21 protein-coding genes are annotated in these 21673 nt (G+C 62.2%); 13 read left to right on the top strand and 8 right to left on the bottom strand.

Translation table 11 applies throughout. The features are described 5' to 3' along the window. The first annotated feature begins 2 nt into the window (after window positions 1-2). Window positions 3-2090, top strand: a complete 2088-nt coding sequence (locus tag NKI50_RS03960) for a membrane protein (RefSeq protein WP_023719222.1) — start codon at window positions 3-5, stop codon at window positions 2088-2090. Window positions 2091-2130: 40 nt separating this feature from the next. On the opposite strand, the gene clpS is transcribed toward NKI50_RS03960, so the two are convergent. The 3 genes from clpS to NKI50_RS03945 all read right to left on the bottom strand — a co-directional run bounded on the left by clpS (window position 2131) and on the right by NKI50_RS03945 (window position 3288). Next, window positions 2131-2436 carry an ATP-dependent Clp protease adapter ClpS gene (gene clpS, locus NKI50_RS03955; RefSeq protein WP_023719223.1) on the bottom strand — a complete coding sequence of 102 codons (306 nt, stop codon included), beginning with the start codon at window positions 2434-2436 and terminating at the stop codon, window positions 2131-2133. A gap of 255 nt (window positions 2437-2691) precedes the next feature. Beyond that, window positions 2692-2907: a hypothetical protein gene (locus NKI50_RS03950; protein WP_352640766.1), complete on the bottom strand. Its 216-nt coding sequence runs from the start codon at window positions 2905-2907 to the stop codon at window positions 2692-2694. A 36-nt stretch (window positions 2908-2943) separates the two neighbouring features. After that, window positions 2944-3288, bottom strand: a complete 345-nt coding sequence (locus NKI50_RS03945; protein WP_023719225.1) for a hypothetical protein — start codon at window positions 3286-3288, stop codon at window positions 2944-2946. A gap of 236 nt (window positions 3289-3524) precedes the next feature. Between NKI50_RS03945 and NKI50_RS03940 the strand changes: the two genes are divergently transcribed. Then, complete coding sequence (locus NKI50_RS03940) at window positions 3525-4241, top strand: response regulator (protein WP_023719226.1); 717 nt, start codon at window positions 3525-3527, stop codon at window positions 4239-4241. Further along, the gene (locus NKI50_RS03935) at window positions 4238-5647 is read left to right on the top strand and encodes an ATP-binding protein (RefSeq protein WP_352640764.1); all 1410 of its coding nucleotides are present in this window, start codon (window positions 4238-4240) and stop codon (window positions 5645-5647) included. The genes NKI50_RS03940 and NKI50_RS03935 overlap by 4 nt, the downstream gene beginning before the upstream one ends. Window positions 5648-5882: 235 nt before the next feature. Here NKI50_RS03935 and choV read toward each other — a convergent pair whose 3' ends face one another. The 4 genes from choV to NKI50_RS03915 form a co-directional block, all read right to left on the bottom strand. Further along, window positions 5883-7064 carry a choline ABC transporter ATP-binding protein gene (gene choV, locus NKI50_RS03930; protein ID WP_023719229.1) on the bottom strand — a complete coding sequence of 394 codons (1182 nt, stop codon included), beginning with the start codon at window positions 7062-7064 and terminating at the stop codon, window positions 5883-5885. Next, the gene (choW, locus tag NKI50_RS03925) at window positions 7061-7915 is read right to left on the bottom strand and encodes a choline ABC transporter permease subunit (protein WP_352640762.1); all 855 of its coding nucleotides are present in this window, start codon (window positions 7913-7915) and stop codon (window positions 7061-7063) included. The genes choV and choW overlap by 4 nt, the downstream gene beginning before the upstream one ends. Window positions 7916-8032: 117 nt before the next feature. After that, complete coding sequence (gene choX / locus NKI50_RS03920; protein ID WP_352591725.1) at window positions 8033-8968, bottom strand: choline ABC transporter substrate-binding protein; 936 nt, start codon at window positions 8966-8968, stop codon at window positions 8033-8035. A gap of 15 nt (window positions 8969-8983) precedes the next feature. Next, window positions 8984-9112 carry a hypothetical protein gene (locus tag NKI50_RS03915; RefSeq protein ID WP_280940418.1) on the bottom strand — a complete coding sequence of 43 codons (129 nt, stop codon included), beginning with the start codon at window positions 9110-9112 and terminating at the stop codon, window positions 8984-8986. 93 nt (window positions 9113-9205) lie between these two features. On the opposite strand from NKI50_RS03915, the gene NKI50_RS03910 reads away from it, so the two are divergent. The 9 genes from NKI50_RS03910 (at window position 9206) to NKI50_RS03870 (ending at window position 19836) form a co-directional block, all read left to right on the top strand. Next, window positions 9206-9817, top strand: a complete 612-nt coding sequence (locus tag NKI50_RS03910) for a thymidine kinase (protein ID WP_023719232.1) — start codon at window positions 9206-9208, stop codon at window positions 9815-9817. Between the two features lie 120 nt (window positions 9818-9937). After that, the gene (locus tag NKI50_RS03905; protein ID WP_352640760.1) at window positions 9938-10327 is read left to right on the top strand and encodes a c-type cytochrome; all 390 of its coding nucleotides are present in this window, start codon (window positions 9938-9940) and stop codon (window positions 10325-10327) included. 213 nt (window positions 10328-10540) lie between these two features. After that, window positions 10541-11629 (top strand): hypothetical protein, encoded by a 1089-nt coding sequence (locus NKI50_RS03900; protein ID WP_352715467.1) that lies wholly within the window; start codon window positions 10541-10543, stop codon window positions 11627-11629. Window positions 11630-11664: 35 nt separating this feature from the next. Further along, window positions 11665-12810, top strand: a complete 1146-nt coding sequence (locus tag NKI50_RS03895; RefSeq protein WP_352591710.1) for a hypothetical protein — start codon at window positions 11665-11667, stop codon at window positions 12808-12810. Window positions 12811-12834: 24 nt separating this feature from the next. Next, entirely contained in the window at window positions 12835-14745 is a 1911-nt protein-coding gene (locus tag NKI50_RS03890) for an AAA family ATPase (RefSeq protein WP_352591707.1), read from the top strand. A 137-nt stretch (window positions 14746-14882) separates the two neighbouring features. Then, the gene (locus NKI50_RS03885; RefSeq protein WP_084642682.1) at window positions 14883-15299 is read left to right on the top strand and encodes an endonuclease domain-containing protein; all 417 of its coding nucleotides are present in this window, start codon (window positions 14883-14885) and stop codon (window positions 15297-15299) included. Between the two features lie 109 nt (window positions 15300-15408). Continuing rightward, the gene (locus NKI50_RS03880; protein ID WP_023719238.1) at window positions 15409-16713 is read left to right on the top strand and encodes a DUF6638 family protein; all 1305 of its coding nucleotides are present in this window, start codon (window positions 15409-15411) and stop codon (window positions 16711-16713) included. A 15-nt stretch (window positions 16714-16728) separates the two neighbouring features. Then, window positions 16729-17853 (top strand): DUF2333 family protein, encoded by a 1125-nt coding sequence (locus NKI50_RS03875; protein ID WP_023719239.1) that lies wholly within the window; start codon window positions 16729-16731, stop codon window positions 17851-17853. A gap of 303 nt (window positions 17854-18156) precedes the next feature. Further along, on the top strand, window positions 18157-19836 hold the full coding sequence (locus NKI50_RS03870; protein WP_352494783.1) for a formate--tetrahydrofolate ligase: 1680 nt from the start codon (window positions 18157-18159) through the stop codon (window positions 19834-19836). A 71-nt stretch (window positions 19837-19907) separates the two neighbouring features. Here the strand turns inward: NKI50_RS03870 and NKI50_RS03865 are convergent, their stop codons facing one another. Further along, window positions 19908-20555, bottom strand: coding sequence for a cysteine hydrolase family protein (locus NKI50_RS03865; RefSeq protein ID WP_352482061.1), 648 nt, complete (start codon window positions 20553-20555; stop codon window positions 19908-19910). A gap of 128 nt (window positions 20556-20683) precedes the next feature. On the opposite strand from NKI50_RS03865, the gene NKI50_RS03860 reads away from it, so the two are divergent. After that, window positions 20684-21670, top strand: coding sequence for a helix-turn-helix domain-containing protein (locus tag NKI50_RS03860; RefSeq protein ID WP_352482060.1), 987 nt, complete (start codon window positions 20684-20686; stop codon window positions 21668-21670). Window positions 21671-21673 lie beyond the last annotated feature (3 nt).

The raw sequence follows: 21673 nt of genomic DNA, 5'->3' as shown, positions 1-21673 counted from the left end.
CCATGAATTGGTCGCTCGCCTTCGAACCGCTCATCACTTGGCCGCTGCTCGCCGTGGTTCTGTTGCCGCTGCTGCTGCTGGCGCTGGTCGGCCTTTGGTTTCGCCAGCGCGGCGCGATCTTCCGCCTGGCAGCCCTGATTGCGCTGGCTGCGGCGTTGCTCAATCCGGTATTCCTCGACGAAGAGCGCGAGCCGCTGAAAAGTATCGTCGCCGTCGTCGTCGATCGCAGCCAGAGCCAGGATATAGGCGACCGCACCAAGCAGACCGACGCGGCCTTGGCCGGGCTTCAGCAGCGTCTCGGCCGCTTCAAGCAGTTCGACGTCCGTGTCGTCGAAGCCGGCAAGTCCGAAGCCGCCGACGAGCGCACCGAGACGCGGTTGTTTTCCTCGCTCGAAAATGCTTTCCGAGACGTGCCGCCGTCGCGCATTGGCGGCGCCATCATGATCACCGACGGCGAGGTGCATGACGCGCCGCTTGGCGCACCCGACTTCAATGCCCCTCTGCATGCGCTGATTACCGGCAACGACCATGAAAAGGACCGTCGCATCCGCTTCGAGAATGCGCCGCGCTTCGGCCTCGTCGGCAAGCCGCTCGACATGACCTATCGCGTCATCGCCACCAACAACGAAACCGGCCCGGTCGATGTCCGCGTATCGGTCAACGGCGAGCAGGTATCGGTCGAGCACGCCAACATCGGCCAGGCGATGCCGCTGCAGGTGACCATTCCCAGCGCCGGGCGCAACATCGTCGAACTCGCCATCGACCACGAACCGGGCGAACTCACCGATACCAACAACCGCGCCATCGCGCTGATCGACGGCATCCGCGAAAATCTGCGCGTGCTGCTCGTGTCCGGCGAACCACATGCCGGCGAGCGCACCTGGCGCAATTTGCTGAAATCCGACGCTTCGGTCGACCTCGTGCACTTCACCATCCTGCGCCCACCGGAAAAGCAGGACGGCACGCCGATCAACGAGTTGTCGCTGATCGCCTTCCCGACACGCGAGCTGTTCGTCGAGAAGATCAAGGATTTCGACCTGATCATCTTCGACCGCTATCAGCACCGCGACGTGCTGCCGATCCTCTATTACGACTACATTTCCGAATATGTCGAAAAAGGCGGCGCGCTGCTAATCGCGGCAGGCCCCGAATATGCCGGCGAAAGCTCGATCGCCCGCACGCCGCTGATGTCGGCGCTGCCGGCAATGCCGACCGGCGAGGTCATCGACAAGGCCTTCTACCCACGTCTCACCGATACCGGCCAGCGCCATCCGGTCACGCGCGGGCTCGACGGCTCCGCAACCGAGCCGCCGCACTGGAGCCGCTGGTTCCGCACCATCGGCGTCGAGAACCCCGAGGGCGAGGTGGTGATGAAGGGCGCCGACAACCGGCCGCTGCTGCTGCTCGACCGCAAGGGCGAAGGCCGCGTCGGCATGCTTTTGTCCGATCAGGGCTGGCTATGGGCGCGCGGCTTCGAGGGCGGCGGCCCGCATGTCCAGCTCTACCGACGCATCGCCCACTGGCTGATGAAGGAGCCCGAACTCGAGGAGGAGCGGCTGACCGCCGACGGCCGCGGCATGGTGCTTGAAATTCGCCGCCAGACGATGAGCGACGACCCCGGCCCGGCGCAGGTCATCACGCCGTCCGGCAAGGCACTGATCGTCAGGCTCGAGAAATCCGAGCCAGGCGTCTTCCTCGGCAGCGTCGAGACCAGCGAAATCGGTCTCTATCAGGTCGGCAATGGCGACCTGACGGCATTGGCCCATGTCGGGCCTGTCAACGCGCCGGAATTCACCGACGTCGTCTCCACCGAGAACCGGCTGAAACCGCCGGCTGAGGCAACCGGCGGCAGCGTTCGCCGGCTGGCGCCGGCCTCGGCGATTGGCAATCTCACCAGCACTGTCACGCTGCCCTCCATCGTCCCGGTTCGTGCCTCGGGCGCTGCCTCCGGCAACGACTGGATCGGCCTGCGCACCACCGACGACAGCGTGCTCAAGGCCGTCTCGCGCGTGCCGCTGTTCGGCGGCTTCCTCGGCCTCGGCCTGCTGCTTCTGGCGATGGGCTCGATGTGGTACCGCGAAGGACGGTAGTTCCCTTCTCTCTCCCTGCAAACGGGGCGAGGGAGGAGCTCTATTCCTCCGGCTCCGTCGTGAACATCAGCGGGTAGCCCTTAGCCTTGCCGGCATCGGTTGCCCGCGCCGCCTTGGTCTCGGCGACATCCCTGGTGAAGACGGCGACGACACAGACGCCGCGCCGGTGAGCGGTGATCATAACCCTATGTGCCTGGTCTTCACTGAGCTTGAACTCGGCCTTGAGCACCGTCACGACGAATTCGCGCGGCGTGAAGTCGTCATTGACCAGGATGACCTTGTAGAGCTTCGGCCGTTCGACCTTCGGCTTCGTGCTGGTACGGGGTTTTGTCGTGATTTCAGGCATTGGACCGGCAATTGCGTACGACAGCTTTGCGGTCATTTTGACATGGGCAAAAGCGGTCGTCCATTCAACCGCGCGCGATCGGCTTCCCGGCGAGCGCAGTTCACAAATCCATGCCTATGTGGGAACTGCCGTTTGGCGTTCAACCGGCGGTGTGGGCCGGGACCGGCCGTACTGTCTGCACGCCAACAAAAGATGACCGCTCCAGGCAAATCGCAACTGGAGCGGTCTTCTCATACGGCAGAAGATGTCGCTTGATCAGGCCTTCGGAGCTGCCTTGACCGCGTGCTTCTTGTGCTTCTTGACGGTCTTCTTGGCAGCGACCTTCTTCACGGCCTTGGCCGGCGCAGCGGTCGTCGTTGTCGTCGCAGCCGAGGTGGTGGTCGCGGCATTGGCGCTGCTGGCGCCGAGAACCGGCATCGAGAGGGCCAGCGCGATGGCGAGACCGAGGGCGGAGAGGAGGGACTTTTTCATGGCTTCACTTCCTTTTTGTGCAGATCGGATTGAGTGTCACTGAACGGGATCGATCGGTGTCACTCCAAGCAGCTTCAAAGCGTTCGCGAGCATCCGGATTCCCTGTGCCTGTTTCTTGTTGGCGCAGAACCGGTTTCCCTTTCTTTGAAGTGCTTTCGCCGCGGTGACCTGCGTTGCCGCGGCATGGGTTTCGAGGGCTTCGTCAAACTGGCGGTTCAGATCGATGCAACGCTCGCTGCGGGTGGTCGCCACCTTTGCATCGGCCGCCTTTGAATTGGCCGCCTTTGCATCGGCCAGCTTTGCATCGGCATGTTCGACCGCAGCCGTGACGAGCGAAATGGAAAGCAACGCACCCATCAGACTGATCGAGAACCTTTGCATTGGTCTGTCCGTAATCCCGTAACGCGTGTCGCAGCCGATGACCCGACCGCCACGGCACCACTTATGCCTTTGATTTTTTTCGGCAGTTTTTCCGGATTGTAGAATTTTGTTTCTGGATTGTTTCTGGGCGGCCGGATCAAGCCGCCGATCTCCACTGGCCAACTTATGGCCTGAATTCTATCGTCTGGCTGACGGCCGAAGCACCGCTTGGGCGATCCACAAATGACAGGTTTCCTGTGAAATCCGACCCCCACATACTGATCGTCGACGACGACAAGGGCATTCGCGACCTGCTTCAGGAATTTTTCCAGAAGCGAGGGCTGCATACATCGGTCGCCGCCGACGGCACCGAGATGGAGACCGTGCTGCGCCGCGCCCAGGTCGACCTGATCGTTCTGGACGTCATGCTGCCCGGCAAGAGCGGCCTGGAGCTCTGCCGCGAGTTGCGCGCCAATTATTCGACACCGATCATCATGCTGACCGCGGTCACCGAGACCACCGACCGCGTCGTCGGCCTGGAGATGGGCGCCGACGACTACGTGCCGAAACCCTTCGATCCGCGCGAGCTGCTCGCACGCATTCGTGCCGTCTTGAGGCGTAATGGCACCGCCGAACCACGACGTGCCGCTTCGCGGCAGATCTACCATTTCGCCGGCTGGACGATGGACTGTTCGCGCCGCCGGTTGATGGCGCCCGGCGACGTCAGGATCGAGCTGACGATGGCCGAATTCAATCTGCTGCAGACCTTCGTCAAGAGCGCGCAGCGCGTACTGAGCCGCGAGCAGCTCATCGAGCTGTCCGGCGGCGACAGCGGCTACAGCTTCGACCGCAGCGTCGACATTCTGGTCAGTCGGCTGCGGCGCAAGATGGAGGACGACCCGAAAACGCCGAAGCTGATCCTGACGGTGCGCAGCGGCGGCTACCAGTTCCTGCCTGAGACGACCTCCGAATGAGACGCATCCTGCCGCAAACGCTGCCGGTCTGGGTGCTGCTCATCGTCATCGCCGGCCTGCTGATCAGCCAGATCGCGACCCTTTACATCGTCTCGCGCGACCGTGCCGCCGCCAATGACGTCGTCGATCTCTACCGGCTCAACGACCGCGCCTTCTCGCTGGTACAGCTGATGCATGATGCCACGCCGGAACAGCGCAAGGCGACGGCCTCCGGCTTGTTCAACGCCACTTACGCGCTCACCGTCTCCGGCACGCCCGCTGTTACTTCGTCGATAGCCGGCGACGACGAGCTGGCCGAATTGGAGGACATATTGGTCGGCCGGCTATCGAAGTTCGGCATCACCGACGCGCGGGTCCGCCGTGACCCGGCAACGCACGAAGCCGACGCTCCCGGTGGGACGGTCGCAGGTCCCGATATTGGCCAGGTCGAGCGCGACCTGCTGGTGCTGGCCGCCGATTTCGCCCAGAGCGACAAGCTGACCGCTTCGCTTCGCTTTGCCGACGGCCAATGGCTGAACTTCACCGAACCGAACACGCCGGCCGGGCCGATACTGAGCTTCGATAGCCTGCCACTCTATGCCTTGATCGCCGGGCTGGTGGTGGCTTCCTCGATCTGGTCGCTGCGCCGGCTGACGGCGCCCTACCGGATGATGGAGACCGCGGTGAAGCGGATCGGCGAGGACCTGAAGAGCCCGCCGATCGCCGAGAGCGGCAGCCGCGAGGTGCGTACCGCGGCGAAGGCGGTCAATGCCATGCAGGCAAGGCTGCGCGCCTATGTCGAGGACCGCGAGCACCTCGCTGCGGCGCTCGCGCACGACCTGCGCACGCCACTGACCAGGATGCGGCTGCGCCTCGAACTGCTCAGGAATTCGACCATTCGCGCCGCACTGGGGTACGACCTCGCCGACATCGAAGGCATTGCCAGCTCGGTCATCGACTTCGCCACTTTCGAGGTGACCGAAGAGAAGAGCGAGAGGATCGATTTCTGGTCGCTCGTCGAATCGGTCGCCGACGGCTACAAAGAGGTTTCGTTCGACAATGACGATGCGCGCTCGCGCGGCCTGATCTGCATAGCGCGCCCAGTCGCGCTCCGGCGCTGCGTCACCAATCTCGTCCAGAACGCGGTGACCTATGGCAAGAAGGCGCATCTCAACCTGCGCCAATCGGACAGGATCATCGCGCTGGCGATCCGCGACGAGGGGCCGGGCATACCGCAGGCCGAGCTCGACGCCGTGTTCGGCTCGTTCGTACGCCTGGACCAGTCGCGCAACCGCCAGACCGGCGGCCTCGGCCTCGGCCTGACCATAGCCCGCAATATCGCCCGCGGCGCCGGCGGCGAAGTCAGCCTGTCCAACCATCCCGATGGCGGCCTGTTGACGGAGCTGCGCCTGCCGCTGGCGGTTTAGCTTGCGGTATCGGGCTAAGCTGGCGTTCCTTCGCGCCCCCCTCTGTCCTGCCGGACATCTCCCCCACAGGTGGGAGATTGGCTGTCGTCGCCGATTTCGCCAACTACAAACGTTGGAGTGTGAGAGCCGTCTGCGAAACCGCCGATCTCCCCCAAGTGGGGGAGATGTCCGGCAGGACAGAGGGGGGCGCGACAGAACTCGGCGTTGGTCTTGGTTCTCTCCCCAAGGAGAAAAACTACCGCCGCAACACCGCGCTCAGCACATCCCTGACGCCGATGGCGCCGACGAAGCGCGATTGGTCGTCGAATAGCGCCACGGGTGCTGTCTGTGAGCGATGCATGGCCAGCATCACCGTCTTCAGCGAGGTGCCGGGATTGGCCCAGAACACCTGCGCCGTCTCCTCCGGCTGAGCCTCGACGTCGGCGCAGGAGACCCACACCGCCGGCTTGCCGTCGCGCTCGGCCGCCGCCACCAGCCCATGCTCGTCGATCTTGAAGCGCGTCGTCTTGCGGCGGTCGAGCCACACCCAGCCGTTTTCGCCATGTTCGAGGTCGCGGCGGTCGCGCATGACGTTCCAGGCGGTCAGCACCGAGAGCGGGTTCACATTGGCGATGAAGTCGCGGACATAGTCGTTGGCAGGCCGCAGCACGATGTCTTCCGGCGCGCCGGTCTGCACGATGCGCCCGCCCTCCATGATGGTGATGTGGGTGCCGATCTTCAGCGCCTCCTCGAGGTCGTGGCTGACGAAGATGATGGTCTTCTTCAGTTCGGCCTGAAGCTGCAGCAGCTCGTCCTGCAGCTTGGTCCGGATCAGCGGATCGAGCGCCGAGAACGGCTCGTCCATCAGCAGGATCGGCGCCTCGGTGGCGAAGGCGCGCGCCAGGCCGACGCGCTGCTGCATGCCGCCGGAAAGCTCATGCGCGTATTTCTTCGACCACTGGTCGAGATGAACCAGCTTCAGCTGTTTGCTCACCCGCTCCTTGCGCTCGGCTTCCGGTACGCCGGCGAGCTCGAGGCCAAGGCCGACATTTTCCTCCACTGTGCGCCAAGGCAGCAGGCCGAACTGCTGGAACACCATTGCCACCTGCTTTTGCCGCAACCGCCGAAGCGTCGCCTCGTCGCAGGTGACGACGTCGACCGTACCATCGCCGTCCTTGACCAGCACCTGGCCGCGCGAGACGACGTTCAGCCGGTTGACGGCCCTGAGCAGCGTCGACTTGCCGGAGCCGGACAGGCCCATCAGCACCGAAATCTCACCCTCGTGCACGGTGAGGCTGGCACCGGCACAGCCCAGCACGTTACCGGTCTGTTCGAGGATCTCGGCACGGGTGGCGCCGCTGTCGATCAGCGCCAGCGAACCGGCCTGGTCGGCGCCAAAGACGATGTCGACATTCCTGAAATCGACGGCGACGGTCATTTCTTGCCTCCCACGCCGATGCGCGTCATTCGATCAAGCACGATGGCGAGCACGACGATGGCCAGACCTGCCTCAAGCCCGAGGTCGATCCGGCGCGACCCGAGCGCCCGGTTGATCTCTGTGCCGAGGCCGCCGGCGCCGATCAGGGCGGCGAACACCACCATCGACAGCGACAACATGATCGATTGGGTCAGCCCAGCCATGATGGTCGGCAGTGCCGAAGGCAGCTCGACCTTCCACAGCAGCTGGCGCTTGGTGGCGCCGAACGCTTCGCCCGCCTCGACGATCGATTTCGGCACCGAGGTGACGCCGAGATGGGTGAGCCGAACCGAGGTCGGGATGACGAAGATGATGGTGACGATCAGGCCGGGCGCGTTGCCGAGGCCGAACAGGGTCAGCACCGGGATCAGGTAGACGAAGGTCGGCAGCGTCTGCATCAGGTCAAGTACCGGCAGCATGACGCGATAGATCTTCGGCTTGTGCGCGGCCCAGATGCCGAGCGGCACGCCGATAGCCATCGAGACGGCGGCGGCGGCAACGACCAGCACCAGCGTCTCCACCGTCTGCTTCCACAGGTTCTGGTTGAGGATGAACAGCAATCCGATGAACACCGCTAGGGCCAGGCCTTTCGAACGCTGCAGGAAATAGGCGAGCAAAGCGATCAGGGCGATCAGCAGAACCGGCGGCAGCAACAGCAGCCCGTCGACGATGCCGTCGAGCAGGAAGTTGAGGCTGTTGGAGAAAGCCCTGAAGACGGTGTCGAAATTGTCGGTGAGAAAGCCGAAAAACGCCTTCCCCCACGCGCCAACGGGGATCTTGTAGCTGACCAGGAATTTGGAGATCGGATCCATCTAGCCCCTCTTCTGCCGGCGCCGTCCTTTGCCGGACGGTCATCTTGTCACAGGATATGAAAAAGGGCAGCCATTTCTACCGTGGCTGCCCCTCGTCTTGTCGTGCAAGCGGTCAGGTCAGCTTCCGAGCGCTGTTTTCACCGCTGCCGCCGCGTCGCCGCCGTCGAAGGTGGTGACGCCGGCGATCCAGGGAGCAACCGCGTCCGGGTGCTTCTTCAGCCAGTCGGTCGCGACCGTATTGGCGTCGCCACCCTTCAGGATCGCGTCCATCATCTCGCCTTCCATGTCCAGGTTGAACTTCAGGTTGGTGATGAACTTGCCGGCGTTCGGGCACTCGGTCGTATAGCCCTTGCGCACGATCGTATGCACGGTGGCGGCGCCGAAGCCAGTGTCGCCCATGCCGTCGAGATAGGTGATCTTCATGGCGCCCATCACCGGATGCGGCGTCCAGCCGAGGAAGGCGATCCATTCATTGTTTTTGATCGACTGCTCGGCCTGGGTGAGCATGCCGGCTTCGGACGATTCGACCAGCTCGAAGCCTTCGAGATTGTCGGCCGGGTTCTTGATCATGTCGAGGATGATACGATTGCCGTCATTGCCGGCCTCGATGCCGTAGATCTTGCCGTCGAACTTGTCCTTGAACTTGCCGAGATCGGTCAGCGTCTTGACGCCGGCGTCGGCGACATAGGTCGGCACGACGATGCCGTAGCCGGCACCGCTCAAATTCTCGCTCACGGTCTCGATGGAGCCTTCTGCGGTGTAGTCCTTGATGTCGTTGGTCATCGACGGCATCCAGTTGCCGAGGAAGACATCGAGGTCCTTGTTCTTCAGCGACGCCATCGTCACCGGCACCGAAAGCTGGATTACCTGCGGCTCGTAGCCGAGCGCGGTGAGCAGCACCGAGGCTATACCGGTTGTCGCCTGGATGTCGGTCCAGCCGACATCCGACAGACGAACCGCCTTGCAGCTTTCCGGATCGCCGGCGAAGGCCGCAGTCGTGGATAGAAAAGCCGCCAGGCCGAGACCGGCGACGAATGAATTCATGCGCGACATAGAAATTCTCCCATTTCAGTTCTCGGTGAAGCGAAGTGGCGGTTTTATCTCCACCTTTGTTCCGTCAGCCAAACACCATTCTGCTGCGGTTTCAAGCACTAAGGCAACCACGATCAACGGCGCAGGCTGGTCGATCAACGACACGCCCGCCGCTTTCCGGATGGAAGTCGTCTTTTCCCGGTGGAATGTAGGCGCTCCCCCTCCCCGCTTTGTTGCAACTCGGCTTAAAAGGACGGCATGGCCAAGCTGTACTTCCACTATGCGACGATGAATGCCGGCAAGACGACGATGTTGTTGCAGGCCTCGTATAATTACCGCGAGCGCGGCATGACGACGATGCTGTTCATCGCCGGCCACTATCGCAAGGGCGATACCGGGCTGATCTCGTCGCGTATCGGCCTGGAGACGGAAGCCGAGATGTTCCGCGACGGCGACGACCTATTCGCCCGGGTCGCCGAGCATCATGACCACGCCACGGTCCATTGTGTCTTTATCGATGAGGCGCAGTTCCTCGAAGAGGAGCAGGTCTGGCAACTCGCCCGCATCGCCGACCGGCTGAACATCCCGGTCATGTGCTACGGCCTGCGCACCGATTTCCAAGGCAAGCTGTTTTCCGGCTCGCGCGCCCTGCTGGCGATCGCCGACGACCTGCGCGAGGTGCGCACCATCTGCCGCTGCGGCCGCAAGGCGACGATGGTGGTGCGCCTCGGCGCCGACGGCAAGGTGGCCAAACAGGGCGAACAGGTGGCGATCGGCAAGGACGTCTATGTCTCGCTCTGCCGCCGCCATTGGGAAGAGGAAATGGGCCGCGCCGCCCCAGACGATTTCATCGGCTTCACCAAAGCCTAAACCAGCGCTATTGCTTTCATCCGACCTCCCGGCTGACATTCGTTCCGCAATCGCGCCATTGCAGCCTTTGTTGAGCGTGCCGCCTATTTTGATCCACTGCCAGAGCCGTCGGGAGTTCCCATGCTTCGAGTAATTTCGTCTGCAACTGCTTTCCTCATCGCCGGCGTTGTTGCCGCGCATGCCGACGGCGATGCTGCTCTCGGCAAAAAGGTCTTCAACAGATGCATGGTCTGTCACGAGGCAACGAGCGACCGCGACAAGGTCGGCCCGCATCTGCTGGGTGTCGTCGGCCGCACCGCCGGCACCGCGGACAGTTATCTCAGCCGTTACTCGCAGGCGATGAAGGATGCCGGCGCCGCCGGTTTGGTCTGGGACCAAGCAAACCTTGCCGAATACCTGCGCGCACCCCGGCAGAAGATCCCCGGCAACAAAATGGCCTTCTCCGGCCTGACCAGCGACGATGACATCGCCAACGTCATCGCCTACCTCAAAGCCGATCCCAAGCCCTGAGCGTCGCTCCCGCGCAAAAGTCCAGCCGAGGTCGAAGCGGTGCCTGACCGGCCGGCAGTTACAGCGTAATCATGGCTTGATTATCCTGCAGTCGCCTCCTGAAATTCTTTGTTTTCCTGTAATCCCATGTCTTCCGTCTTTCATTCGCCAAACCCGGCACATATATTCGCGGCGGTTTGCGAAACGAAACCGATGCCGAAGCGGGAGGCCCCAATGGCGACATTGCAGAATTTCGATGCCGAGATTGCCAAGACCAAGCAGGTCGTGCAGGACATGCGCACCAAGATTGAGCAGTCCGGTGCCGTGCTCGACACGCTCGCCACCGCCGACAAGAGGATCGGCGACGCCAATTTCGACATCGAGAATGCCCGCATCGAGGATGTGCTGAAGCAGCAGAAGGTGATGGAAGGCAATATCGCCGACCTGATCATCGGCCTCGAGGACGCCACCAACGTCTTCGGCGCCGAATTCGAGAGCATGAAGAACTACACCGGCTGGGAAAGTTTCGTCGGCGTCTTCTCCAGCCAGCGCAAGCAGCGCATGCGCACCGACCGCGTCCGCAACATGTCGCTGGCCGGCAATTTGCAGGAACTGCTGGCGAAGTCCGACACCATCGTCGGCATCCTCAAGGCGCAGAAGCAGGTTCTCGACACGCGCTACAAAACCTCCGAGGCCAGCCTGTCGCAGGTGATCGAGCGCCGCAAGACCACGATGTCCAATCTCGAGACCGTGCAGAAGCGCATCGAGGAGCTCAACCCGATGCTGCTCGACATCGAGAACAAGATCGCCGCCTCGACCAGCCAGAAGGAGCGCACGCAGCTTGAAGGCGAGCGTTCGAAACTGGCCACGGAATACAACGAGAAGCAGGCCAAGGAGCAAGAATTGCTGGCCGAAAGCCAGACGCTGGAGCGCTACACCTCGATGTTCCAGACCTTCGTCGATTCGCTCAACAACCAGATCGCGGCGCAATCGACGCTGATCAACAAGCTGACCATCGATACCGAGCAGCGCATCGTGCTGTACAAGGCGCTGGAAGATTCGCTGAAGACCGCCGCCCAACAGGATGTCGCCCACAAGATCAACACGCTGGGCAGCCAGGTCGACAACACCGCCGAAGAGACGATGGCCGGCATTGGTGCTGCCTCGCAGAAGCACATTGGCGATCTGCTTGAAATGCACGAGAAGAACATGGTCGCCACCGCCGACATCCAGCGCCGCAAGAAGCTCGCCGACGATGCCTTCGCCCGCCGCTTCGACGACGTGATGAAGAAGCACAATTCGGCAAATTACGTGCAGTCGTAATTGCTGCACGTGCACTGCTCCCAAGGGCTGGCAGCATGACCCCCGAAAACGAAGCGGCGGCGCGCTATTTCTCGGCGATCGCGGCGGCACTTGGCGGCCTCGAAGTGTTCATGCGCGACGATCGCTCGCCGCTCTACCGGCATGGCATCGTCGCCAAGATCGTCGCCGAATACATCGCGCGGCTCGACAAGTCGTTCTCGTGTTGGCGCAACCGGCTGGGCTTCACCGAGACGTTCCGCATCTCGCGCGCCGAAAGCGGTTTTCCGGTCTTCCAGAACCTGCTCGAGCTGGAAAACGACCGCCGCCAGGCCGATGCGCGCCTCGCCAACCTCCCGTTGGCCGACGAGCTGCGCGAGGAAATGGCGGACTTCATCCTGCGCCACAAGGAATTCCCCGAAGCGCTGCAGAAGTCGATGGCCGAGCGGCTCTACCTCGAAGACGTCAAGAGCGAGACCACCTTTGGCCCGTTCACGCTGGCCCAGACGGCCAAGGTTTCGGTCAATCCGAAGACGTTGCGGCCCTATTATCTGGTCCACTGGGCCTGCTTCGACGGCAGCGCCAACCTGCCGCTGGTCTATATGCTGACGGTCGAGGATTCCTCCGACGACATGATCCGGCAGCTGGTCGACTCCGGCGGCAAGCTTAATGAGAGGGTCGACATTCCGCTGCCGGTCGACGGCTTGCTCAATCCCGAGCTCGCCCACCGTTTCGACGATTTCACCGAGAAGAATTCCGCCTACACGCTGTCGCCGGCGACCATCGCGGTCAACCTCGACAAGGATTTCGAACCGCTGCATCCCAAGCAGCTGCGTCGCGTCGTGCTCGGCCCGTTCTATTCTGCAGGGATTACCGACAACAATTCGACGGTAAGCGAAGTGCTGGCCAAGGTGCGCAAGCCGGAAAACGCCTGGCTGCTGACCTGGACCATCCAGGAGGTCTTTTCCAAGGCCGAGAAGCCAGGCCGCAAGGGGCTGTTCTCGAGCGAAAAGACGACGCAGGAATTCTTCATCAATACCGACGATCTCGAGGCCGCGCGCCAGGGCGTGTCGAGCTATGAGAACCATGCGCTGATCCCGCACGAGGCCTATCAGGCGCTCTATGCCGCCGGCGAGGCGCAGAAGATCTTTTCGGGCTACAAGGTCCACATCCTGTCCAAAGGGCAGGTCATCAGCGACGTCTGACCGTCAAATCGCGGAGCATCTTCCATGGACACCGGCCTGACCACCATCCCGGAAGCGGCAATTGAAAAGCACCGCGCCACTGCGCAAAGTTTCATCACCCGCATCGTCGTGCTGGAAGACCCATCGCGCGAGTCCGGCACAGCGCTTGCCGGCACCAACCGCCGCTTCGTCTCGACCGTCTCGGTCGGCTCGGTTCGCCGCACGCGCGAGGTCGAGCTCGCCAAAACCGTCGCCGCCGTCCATCCCGACGACCAATTGCTGACCATACCGCAGCACATGCTGTTGTTTCGCGCTCGGCGCGGGGCGGCAATAGCGCTAGCCATATCGGATGTCTTCGCCGAAGGCTCGGACCTCGAAAGCCTGCAGGCGAAAAACGCCCGCGCGCCGCTCGAAGGCGACGAAGCTGCCACCTTCAAGAAGCTGCTGTCGGCCTCTGCCTACATCTCCGCCTTCAGCCTCGCCTCCTATTTGTTCCAGCTGATCGACAGCGACGGCGAGGCGCCGAACGACACGCCCGAGCCGGACTTTCTGTTCGACACCCCGCAGGATGCGGTGAAGTCGATCGTGGCCGGGCTCGACAGGGCGATAGCAGGTTCGAAGGACGACGCCGACCTGATGACCCGCGCCCGCGCCTTTGCCCGCGTAGCCATCGACGGGCTGTTGGCGCGAAAGGGCCGCTTCGACGGCATCGGCCCGTTCGAGAACGCCCATATCCGCATCGACGTCGACGATTTTACCCTCGATGGTTTCGACGTCGCCCCTGGCAAGCGGGCAAAACCGCTGGTGATGACCTTCAAGAAACCGGAAGAGGTCGTCGGCAACCACATCGCCAAGTACCAGTCGGTAAAGCTCGCCAAGATGCTGATGGCGTACGACTTCGAGCGCGAGCTGAACCCATTCGTCGAGCTTGGCGGCTTCCTGTTCACGTTTATCGGCGACGGCGCGCCCGGCACCGGCAAGACGACGCTGATCCAGATGATCGCCGGCCTTCTCAACGGCTACTGCCAAGTCGCCGGCTATCCCTTCGCCTACGAAAATTTCGGCGTCGACCAGATCTCCTCCTACCAGGGCAAGTCCGGCCAGAACTGCCGCCAGTTCATCAACAATGTGCTGAACCCGCGCGTCATCGGCTTCGGCACCATCGACGATATCGACCAGGTCGCCGCACGCCGCTCAGACGACCGCGCCTCGGCCGGCCAGCAGGAAATCACCGGTGTGCTGATGGACGCATTTGCCGGCGCGGCAACCGTGGTGCGCGGCAATTGCTCGTTCGGCATGTTTTCCAACTATCCCGAAAACGTTGACGACGCATTGCGCCAGCGCGCCGGCGCCCGCTGGCTGGTCGACGGCCCGCAGAGCCGCGACGACTACATCGACATCTTCGTCCTGCTCGCCGGCAAGAACCACAAGATCCCGCTCGGCGACCACAAGCTCTATGCCGCTCAGGAAATCCAGCGCGCGGTGATGGAGGCTTACGAGGAGCATGAGAAGCCGCAGGAAGACGGGCTGATGAAGGTCTATGAGCGCTACATGAAGGAGAACGGCGCGCCGAAGTCGATGGCCGATATCGGCACCTATCTGCACTTGATCAAGGATGCCGAGCCGCGTTTCACCGGCCGCGCCATCAAGAACGTCACCGACGCGATCAAGATGCGCGCCATGGACATCGAATTGCCCGACGAGTGGTTCGAAAAGCCGGAAGCCTTCATGCACAAAAGCTACGACGACAAGAAGGCGATGATCGAGGAACTGCGCGGGCCGTTCTCGATGGACATGGTCATGCAGGAGATCAACCGCTATGCGGATTCCGAATTCCGCTATTCCGACAAGTCGGACGATGCGGCGGTGACCAAGATGATCCGCGACACCCGTCTGCGGGAGCGTGCCGTCCGCGAGATCGAGGAGTTGAAGAAGAAGGGAATGTGGAATGCGTGATCTTCCTTCTCACCGGATAGCACTGTTTCCGGTGCGATGCATAAGCTCCCACAGCAACGCTGAAAGACGTGGCTCAAACGCTGACGCCCCCCTCTCCCCGTTCTTCACGGGGAGAGGGTAAGGGTGAGGGGCAGCGCATGCGTGGGCCAGAAATAGACACAACCAAGCGCGCAAGGCGCCTGCGTCAATCCGACAACGATGCAGAAACCGCGCTCTGGCTGGAGTTGCGCGACCGCAGACTGAACGGCCATAAATTCGTACGGCAGTTGCCGATAGGCTCTTACTTCGTCGATTTCGCCTGCAGAGACTGCCAGCTCGTCGTCGAAGTCGATGGCAGTCAGCATGTCGGCAGCCAATATGATCGAATCCGAGATCGCTTCATCGTCTCCGATGGCTGGTCTATCCTTCGCTTTTGGAACGTAGACGTATTGAAGGAGCGGGAAGCAGTCCTTGAAACAGTGGTGGCTGCGATCGAAGGGCGCCTCGAACGCCATATCGAAACGCGTGATCTTCGATTTGTCGCCGCCAAAGGCTATGGAGAGACATGTCCTTGACCGTTTGCGCTGCCCCTCACCCTTACCCTCTCCCCGTGAAGAACGGGGAGAGGGGGGCGTCAGCGTTGGAGCTCGGTCATCCAGCGCAAGATCCGTTGGGACTACGCGCATGAGCCCTGCCAAGAAACCCGACCTGCTACGCGACAACGAGCTGATCTACGGCCGGCTGCTGACGGTCGACGAGCCGCATCTGATCCAGCGCTACAACAAGGCGATGGTCGCCTTCGGGCTGAAGCCGACCAAGCTGAAAAGCTTCGAGATCGACCGTACCGGCTTTTCGCCGCAGGTCGCCGAGGAATGCGGCGACTACAGCTACCTCGATCCGAACGAGGTCAACCGCCGCTTCATCATCCTGACGCCGTCGCAGATCGACCTGCCGGTGGTGCACACGGCTTTCTCCAACACCTCGCTGCTGATGTACGAGTTCATGTCGAAGAACCAGCGCGCCATCGATGCGCTGACAATCAAGGACGTCATCTACGGCGAGATCGAGGATTCAGTCCCCAAGGTCGACGACATCGAGGATCTGCTGTCGATCAATCAGGTCGAGTTCAAGGTGCTGTCGGCCGAGGACGTGCTGGGCAAGGCCGCCGAGCTCGGCAAGCTGGTCGACCGGCTGAAGCAGGAACCGGATGCCTGGCGCGACAATGCCATGCTTGCACACATGGTCGAGCTGGCGAAGGTCTGCGGCGACATCCGCGAGAATGCGCTGGTGCCGGACCAGGTGATCTTCCGCCACAACGCCTATTGGACCAGCCATTTCGGCGGGCTCTATGTGTTCGTCGATCCCGACGTGACGACGGTGATCAGCGACCCGGCAGCGCCCGGCTTCCGCCGCTCGCGGCCGTGGCAGGTGAGCTATCTCTCGATCCATGACGCCGACAAGGTGTTCAAGTTCCTCGCTTCGACCGGCCGCATCGAGCTGCCTCGCGCCTCATGGATCGAAACCTCCGGCTATCTCGAGCATCGCGCCGAAATGGTGGTGCGCGCCCTGATCCGCGACGCCGAGCCCGACCGCAATCTGACCGACGTCGATAAGGTCTGGCTGCAGACCTGGATCCACGGCCACGCCGATCTGATCACCAGGGACGGCAATTTTCCCTTCCTCAACGCCGCCAAGCGCGAGATCGCCCAACTTGGCCATCTCAAGATAGAGGATGTGTTCCCGCAGCAGCGCTTCCTGGTGATCCGCGCCAAGCCGGACCATCAAGACGCCTGGCTGACCAACCAGCTGATCTCGGACTTCGTGCCGCAGGACTTCGTCTCGCGTTACGTCTTCAACAAGCCGGGCTTCTACAGGGATTATGACGGCTTCAGCGACGCTTGGCGATCGCATGTTGTGGACGTTCTGAAAACCACATATTTGAAGGACAAGGTGGCGTTTCGCACACGCCTCTACGGCTTGACTGACTGAGGGGGTGACATCGCCATGCTTGATCCGATCGTGAATTTCTTCACCCGGATTTTCCAGTGGATTGGCCGCGGCATCGGCTTGCTCATCGGCGCGATCCTGTGGCCGTTCCTATGGGCGGGGCGCTGGTACACGCAACGCGGCTGGATCCTGAAGGCGGTGCTCGGCCTGGCTGTCGTCGTGCTGATCGGCCTCTACATTAATTTCTTCTACGCCACCCAGTGGTGGAACAATTTCGACCCGAATTACGTCGACAAATACACGTTCGAAAAGCGCAACAGCTCCGCCGGTGAACAGGTCTCTGCAGGCGCCGGCACCGACACGGCCAAGACCTGCGGAAATTCAGCCATTGCCCAGGTTGCGGCCGACCTGACCGACTTCAACGTCAACCAGAATGCCTGGGTGTCGTCGATGATCCTCTACAAGCTCGGCCTGTTCGGCATCGACTGGGACCACACGCCGTTCATGGACAACAAGGCTTCGTTCCAGCGCGGCATCAACCAGGCGGTGCGGCGCACGGCGACCGAGCTTGCCGACAATCTCGGCCGCGTCCGCACCACCTCGCAGATCGACGCCGACCTGCAGGACGCCCGCGGCAATCTGCAGTTCGATGAGGAAACCTGGTACTTCGGCTTGAACCCGTTTGGTCCCAAGACGCCGACGCCGAGCTATTATCGCGACGCGGTGCGCAAGCTGCGTTCCTTCAACGCCCGTCTGGCAGCCTGCCAGGCCACGTTCGATGCCCGCGCCGACAATCTCAAGCAGTATATCGACCGCATCTCGTCCGACATCGGCTCGACCTCGGCGATCCTCAAGGAGCGTGCCGAAAACCACAACAATGGCTGGTTCGACACCCGTGCCGACGACCGCTTCTGGTTCGCCTATGGCCAGCTTTATGCCTATTACGGGCTGATGAAGGGCGCGCAGGCCGACTTCGAGGACGTCATCAAGGAAAAGCACCTGCAGAACCTGTGGGATACGATGGACGCGCAATTCGTCTCGGCGCTGCGCATCCAGCCCTTCATCATCGCCAATGGCCGCGAGGACGGCTGGCTGTTGCCGACACATCTGACGACGATGGGGTTTTACATACTCAGGGTCCGCTCGAACATGGTCGAGATCAGCAACGTGCTGACGCAGTAGCGGATTGTTCCGCGCAGCCGGCGCTGGTGAATTTGCGCCGTTGCTTCTGTCGCTTTTCGCGTATTACGCGGCTGTTTTGAGACGGCGGAACCGCGCCTGCTCTGGCTTCTATACGGCGCGGCGACCGGCGCGAAAAAAGAACCTGTAGCAGGGCAGCCGACCGCAGAGGCACTTTCTTCGTAGGAAACATAGTTGCATGAAAGTTGACGCCGCGGCAGCGACAGGGGTAGAACATGCCCGCGCCTGCAGTGCCGGGCTTGCGACCACAGTAATCGAATCCGTTCAATTCAGAGGGAAGCCGTCATGGCCGAAGTGAAGTCCGACATCGAGATCGCGCGCGGCGCCAGGAAGAAGCAGATCCAGGAGATCGGCCAGAAGATCGGCATTCCGAGCGAACATCTTCTGCCCTACGGCCACGACAAGGCGAAGATCTCGGCCGAGTTCATCAAGTCGGTGAAGGGCAACAAGGACGGCAAGCTGATCCTCGTGACCGCCATCAACCCGACACCGGCCGGCGAAGGCAAGACGACGACGACGGTGGGCTTGGGCGATGGCCTCAACCGCATCGGCAAGAAGGCCATCGTCTGCATCCGCGAGGCTTCGCTCGGACCGAATTTCGGCGTCAAGGGCGGTGCCGCCGGCGGCGGCTACGCGCAGGTCGTGCCGATGGAGGACATGAACCTCCACTTCACCGGCGATTTCCATGCCATCACCACCGCCCATAACTTGCTGTCGGCGCTGATCGACAACCACATCTATTGGGGCAACGAGCTCGGCATCGACACCCGCCGTGTCGTCTGGCGCCGCGTCATGGACATGAACGACCGGTCGCTGCGCGAGATCATCTGTTCGCTCGGCGGCGTCGCCAACGGTTTCCCGCGCGAGGCCGGTTTCGACATCACAGTCGCCTCGGAAGTCATGGCCATCCTGTGCCTGTCGACCGACCTGAAGGACCTGGAAAAGCGCCTCGGCGACATCATCGTCGCCTATCGTCGCGACAAGTCGGCCGTCTATGCCCGCGACCTCAAGGCCGACGGCGCGATGGCCGTACTCTTGAAGGACGCCATGCAGCCCAATCTCGTGCAGACGCTGGAGAACAACCCGGCTTTCGTCCATGGCGGCCCCTTCGCCAACATCGCGCATGGCTGCAACTCCGTCGTTGCCACCACGACGGCGCTGAAGCTTGCCGATTACGTCGTCACCGAAGCCGGTTTCGGCGCCGACCTCGGTGCCGAAAAGTTCTTCGACATCAAATGCCGCAAGGCCGGCCTGAGGCCGGCAGCGGCGGTCATCGTCGCCACGGTTCGCGCCATGAAGATGAATGGCGGCGTCAAGAAGGAGGAACTCGGCAAGGAGAACGTCGAGGCGGTCAAGAAGGGATGTGCGAATCTCGGCCGCCACATCGAGAACATCCGCCAGTTCGGTGTGCCGGCCGTGGTCGCCATCAACCATTTCTACTCCGACACCGAGGCAGAGATCCAGGCGATGAAGGATTATGTCGCCTCGATGGGCGAAGAGGCGATCCTGTGCAAGCACTGGGCTCAGGGATCGGCCGGCATCGAGGAACTGGCCAAAAGAGTCGTGGCGTTGGCCGAATCCGGCGCGTCGCAATTTGCCCCGCTCTATCCCGACGCCATGCCGCTGTTCGAGAAGATCAACACCATCGTCCAGCGCATCTATCGCGGTTCCGAAGCGATCGCCGACAAATCGGTGCGCGACCAGCTCCACGCCTGGGAGCACGCCGGCTACGGTCATTTGCCGGTCTGCATGGCCAAGACGCAATATTCCTTCTCCACCGATCCGAATCTGCGCGGCGCGCCGACCGGCCACACCGTGCCGGTGCGCGAGGTCAGGCTGTCTGCCGGCGCCGGCTTCGTCGTCATCATCTGCGGCGAGGTGATGACCATGCCCGGTCTGCCCAAAGCGCCATCCTCGGAAAAGATCTTCCTGAACGAAATGGGCCAGATCGAGGGCCTGTTCTAAGGATATCAACGCTCGAACGGCAAAGGGCGCCGCAACGCTGCGGCGCCCTTCTGCCTGCTCGCAATAGTCTCCTACGCCGCGCTTCGCGCCAGCGCGCGCTGGTTGGAGGCATAGGGTGTGTCGTGCTGGGGGACCACGCCGGTCTTCAGGCAATCGATCCATTCGGCGGTTTTGAGAACGGCCGCGAAGCGCGACTGCAATACGATCGTCACGACGCGATGGATTTCCTCGCCCGAAGCGTAGCCGGCGCTGTTGGCGTAGGGCAACGACCCCGTCGCGTCCGACAGGAACTCGACCTCAAAACCCATATGCACGGCATGGATGACCGTGGACAGATCGCAATTATGCGTCATGTAGCCGATGACCGTGATCGTATCGATAGAGTTGGCGCGCAGCCACTCCTCTAAATCCGTGCCGGTGAAGGCGCTGGGCAAGTTCTTTTCGATGTAGTGGTCGCGGTTTCGCCTGGCGATTTCCGGGTGCAACTCGGCGCCATGGCTGCCCTTGGCGAAGACCGATGAGGTTTCCGGTGCCAACTGCTTGATGACCACCACCTTGACGCCTGCCTCGGTGGCCGCGTCCATCGCTCGCGCAACATTGACGACGCTCTCGCGGAACGGCGGATGCTGGATGGCGAGGTTGCCGCCGTCATAGTCGTTCTGAACATCGATGACGATGAGGGCGCGGCGTGGAGCTTTGCCTTTGGCTGGGTCCGACATGGGGTTTTCCTTTCCCGTTTGGCATTGATGGGTGGACGATAAGCGCGGCGCCGGATCGCAAAAAGTGTCCCGATTGACATTGTTCGAAAGAATTGGGACAATCGGTGTCACCCTTTGCTGGAGCTCCCATGGCCGATCCTGTCGTTGCCGCCATCGCCTTCGATGGCATCAGCCCGTTTCATCTCTCCGTGCCGTGTCTCGTGTTCGGCGCGGATCGCACGACGCTCGGCCTGCCGCGCTTCGACTTCCGGGTCTGCGCGATTGAGAACGGGCCGATCCGCACTGATGCCGGGCTGACCATCAGCGTCCCGCACGGGCTTTCAGCGCTCGATGATGCCGACATCGTCATCGTGCCGAGTTGGAAGAATCTCGGGATCTCACCGCCGACGACACTGATCGAGGCGTTGCTTGGCGCGCACGAGCGCGGCGCGCTGATTGTCGGACTGTGCTTGGGAACGTTCGCTGTCGCGGCGACCGGATTGCTTTCGGGGCGGCGAGCCGCGACGCACTGGGCCTACGCGGATCAGCTGCAGGAACTCTATCCCGACATTCTCGTCGAACCAGAAGTGCTCTACATCGACGATGGCGATGTCGTGACATCCGCCGGCGTCGCCGCCGGGCTTGACTGCTGCCTGCACGTCGTACGGGCTCGTTACGGCGCGGAGGCAGCGCTTCGCCTTGCCCGGCAGATTGTGCTTTCTCCGCATCGGCAGGGCGGGCAGGCGCAATTCATCGAACGTCCCATCGCCAGAACCGGCAATGCGGACCGCTTCACCCAGGCTCTCGAAACGGTGCGCAAAACCCTGGGTGATCCGCACAGTCTGGACAGCGTTGCCGGTCTCGCCGGCCTCACCCGCCGGACGTTCACGCGCCGTTTCCAGAAAACGATCGGCACCAGTTTCGGCGACTGGCTGACCGACCAGCGTGTGCAACTCGCACAGCGGCTGCTGGAAGCAACGGAAAAATCGATGGATACGGTTGCCTTCGAGGCCGGCTTCGGCAGCGCCACCTCGCTGCGCCAGCATTTCGCAGCGCGGCTCAGAACCTCGCCCGTGCAATACCGGCGCGAATTCTCGAGGAGTGTCGATTTGGATAGACGCGGCGCTTCACGCTGATCC

Source organism: Mesorhizobium sp. M0563 (assembly GCF_040321065.1).
In the GTDB taxonomy this organism is placed as follows: Bacteria; Pseudomonadota; Alphaproteobacteria; order Rhizobiales; family Rhizobiaceae; genus Mesorhizobium.
The sequence above is the reverse complement of the archived record's forward strand: the minus strand, read 5'-3'. Positions and strand labels throughout refer to the sequence as shown.

Bases quoted from the DNA above. Each gene is read 5' to 3' on its own strand.
- NKI50_RS03960 (WP_023719222.1), top strand. From the start codon at position 3: ATGAATTGGTCGCTCGCCTTCGAACCGCTCATCACTTGGCCGCTGCTC.
- clpS (WP_023719223.1), bottom strand. From the start codon at position 2,436: ATGCCTGAAATCACGACAAAACCCCGTACCAGCACGAAGCCGAAGGTC.
- NKI50_RS03950 (WP_352640766.1), bottom strand. From the start codon at position 2,907: ATGAAAAAGTCCCTCCTCTCCGCCCTCGGTCTCGCCATCGCGCTGGCC.
- NKI50_RS03945 (WP_023719225.1), bottom strand. From the start codon at position 3,288: ATGCAAAGGTTCTCGATCAGTCTGATGGGTGCGTTGCTTTCCATTTCG.
- NKI50_RS03935 (WP_352640764.1), top strand. From the start codon at position 4,238: ATGAGACGCATCCTGCCGCAAACGCTGCCGGTCTGGGTGCTGCTCATC.
- choV (WP_023719229.1), bottom strand. From the start codon at position 7,064: ATGACCGTCGCCGTCGATTTCAGGAATGTCGACATCGTCTTTGGCGCC.
- choW (WP_352640762.1), bottom strand. From the start codon at position 7,915: ATGGATCCGATCTCCAAATTCCTGGTCAGCTACAAGATCCCCGTTGGC.
- choX (WP_352591725.1), bottom strand. From the start codon at position 8,968: ATGTCGCGCATGAATTCATTCGTCGCCGGTCTCGGCCTGGCGGCTTTT.
- NKI50_RS03910 (WP_023719232.1), top strand. From the start codon at position 9,206: ATGGCCAAGCTGTACTTCCACTATGCGACGATGAATGCCGGCAAGACG.
- NKI50_RS03905 (WP_352640760.1), top strand. From the start codon at position 9,938: ATGCTTCGAGTAATTTCGTCTGCAACTGCTTTCCTCATCGCCGGCGTT.
- NKI50_RS03900 (WP_352715467.1), top strand. From the start codon at position 10,541: ATGGCGACATTGCAGAATTTCGATGCCGAGATTGCCAAGACCAAGCAG.
- NKI50_RS03895 (WP_352591710.1), top strand. From the start codon at position 11,665: ATGACCCCCGAAAACGAAGCGGCGGCGCGCTATTTCTCGGCGATCGCG.
- NKI50_RS03890 (WP_352591707.1), top strand. From the start codon at position 12,835: ATGGACACCGGCCTGACCACCATCCCGGAAGCGGCAATTGAAAAGCAC.
- NKI50_RS03885 (WP_084642682.1), top strand. From the start codon at position 14,883: ATGCGTGGGCCAGAAATAGACACAACCAAGCGCGCAAGGCGCCTGCGT.
- NKI50_RS03880 (WP_023719238.1), top strand. From the start codon at position 15,409: ATGAGCCCTGCCAAGAAACCCGACCTGCTACGCGACAACGAGCTGATC.
- NKI50_RS03875 (WP_023719239.1), top strand. From the start codon at position 16,729: ATGCTTGATCCGATCGTGAATTTCTTCACCCGGATTTTCCAGTGGATT.
- NKI50_RS03870 (WP_352494783.1), top strand. From the start codon at position 18,157: ATGGCCGAAGTGAAGTCCGACATCGAGATCGCGCGCGGCGCCAGGAAG.
- NKI50_RS03865 (WP_352482061.1), bottom strand. From the start codon at position 20,555: ATGTCGGACCCAGCCAAAGGCAAAGCTCCACGCCGCGCCCTCATCGTC.
- NKI50_RS03860 (WP_352482060.1), top strand. From the start codon at position 20,684: ATGGCCGATCCTGTCGTTGCCGCCATCGCCTTCGATGGCATCAGCCCG.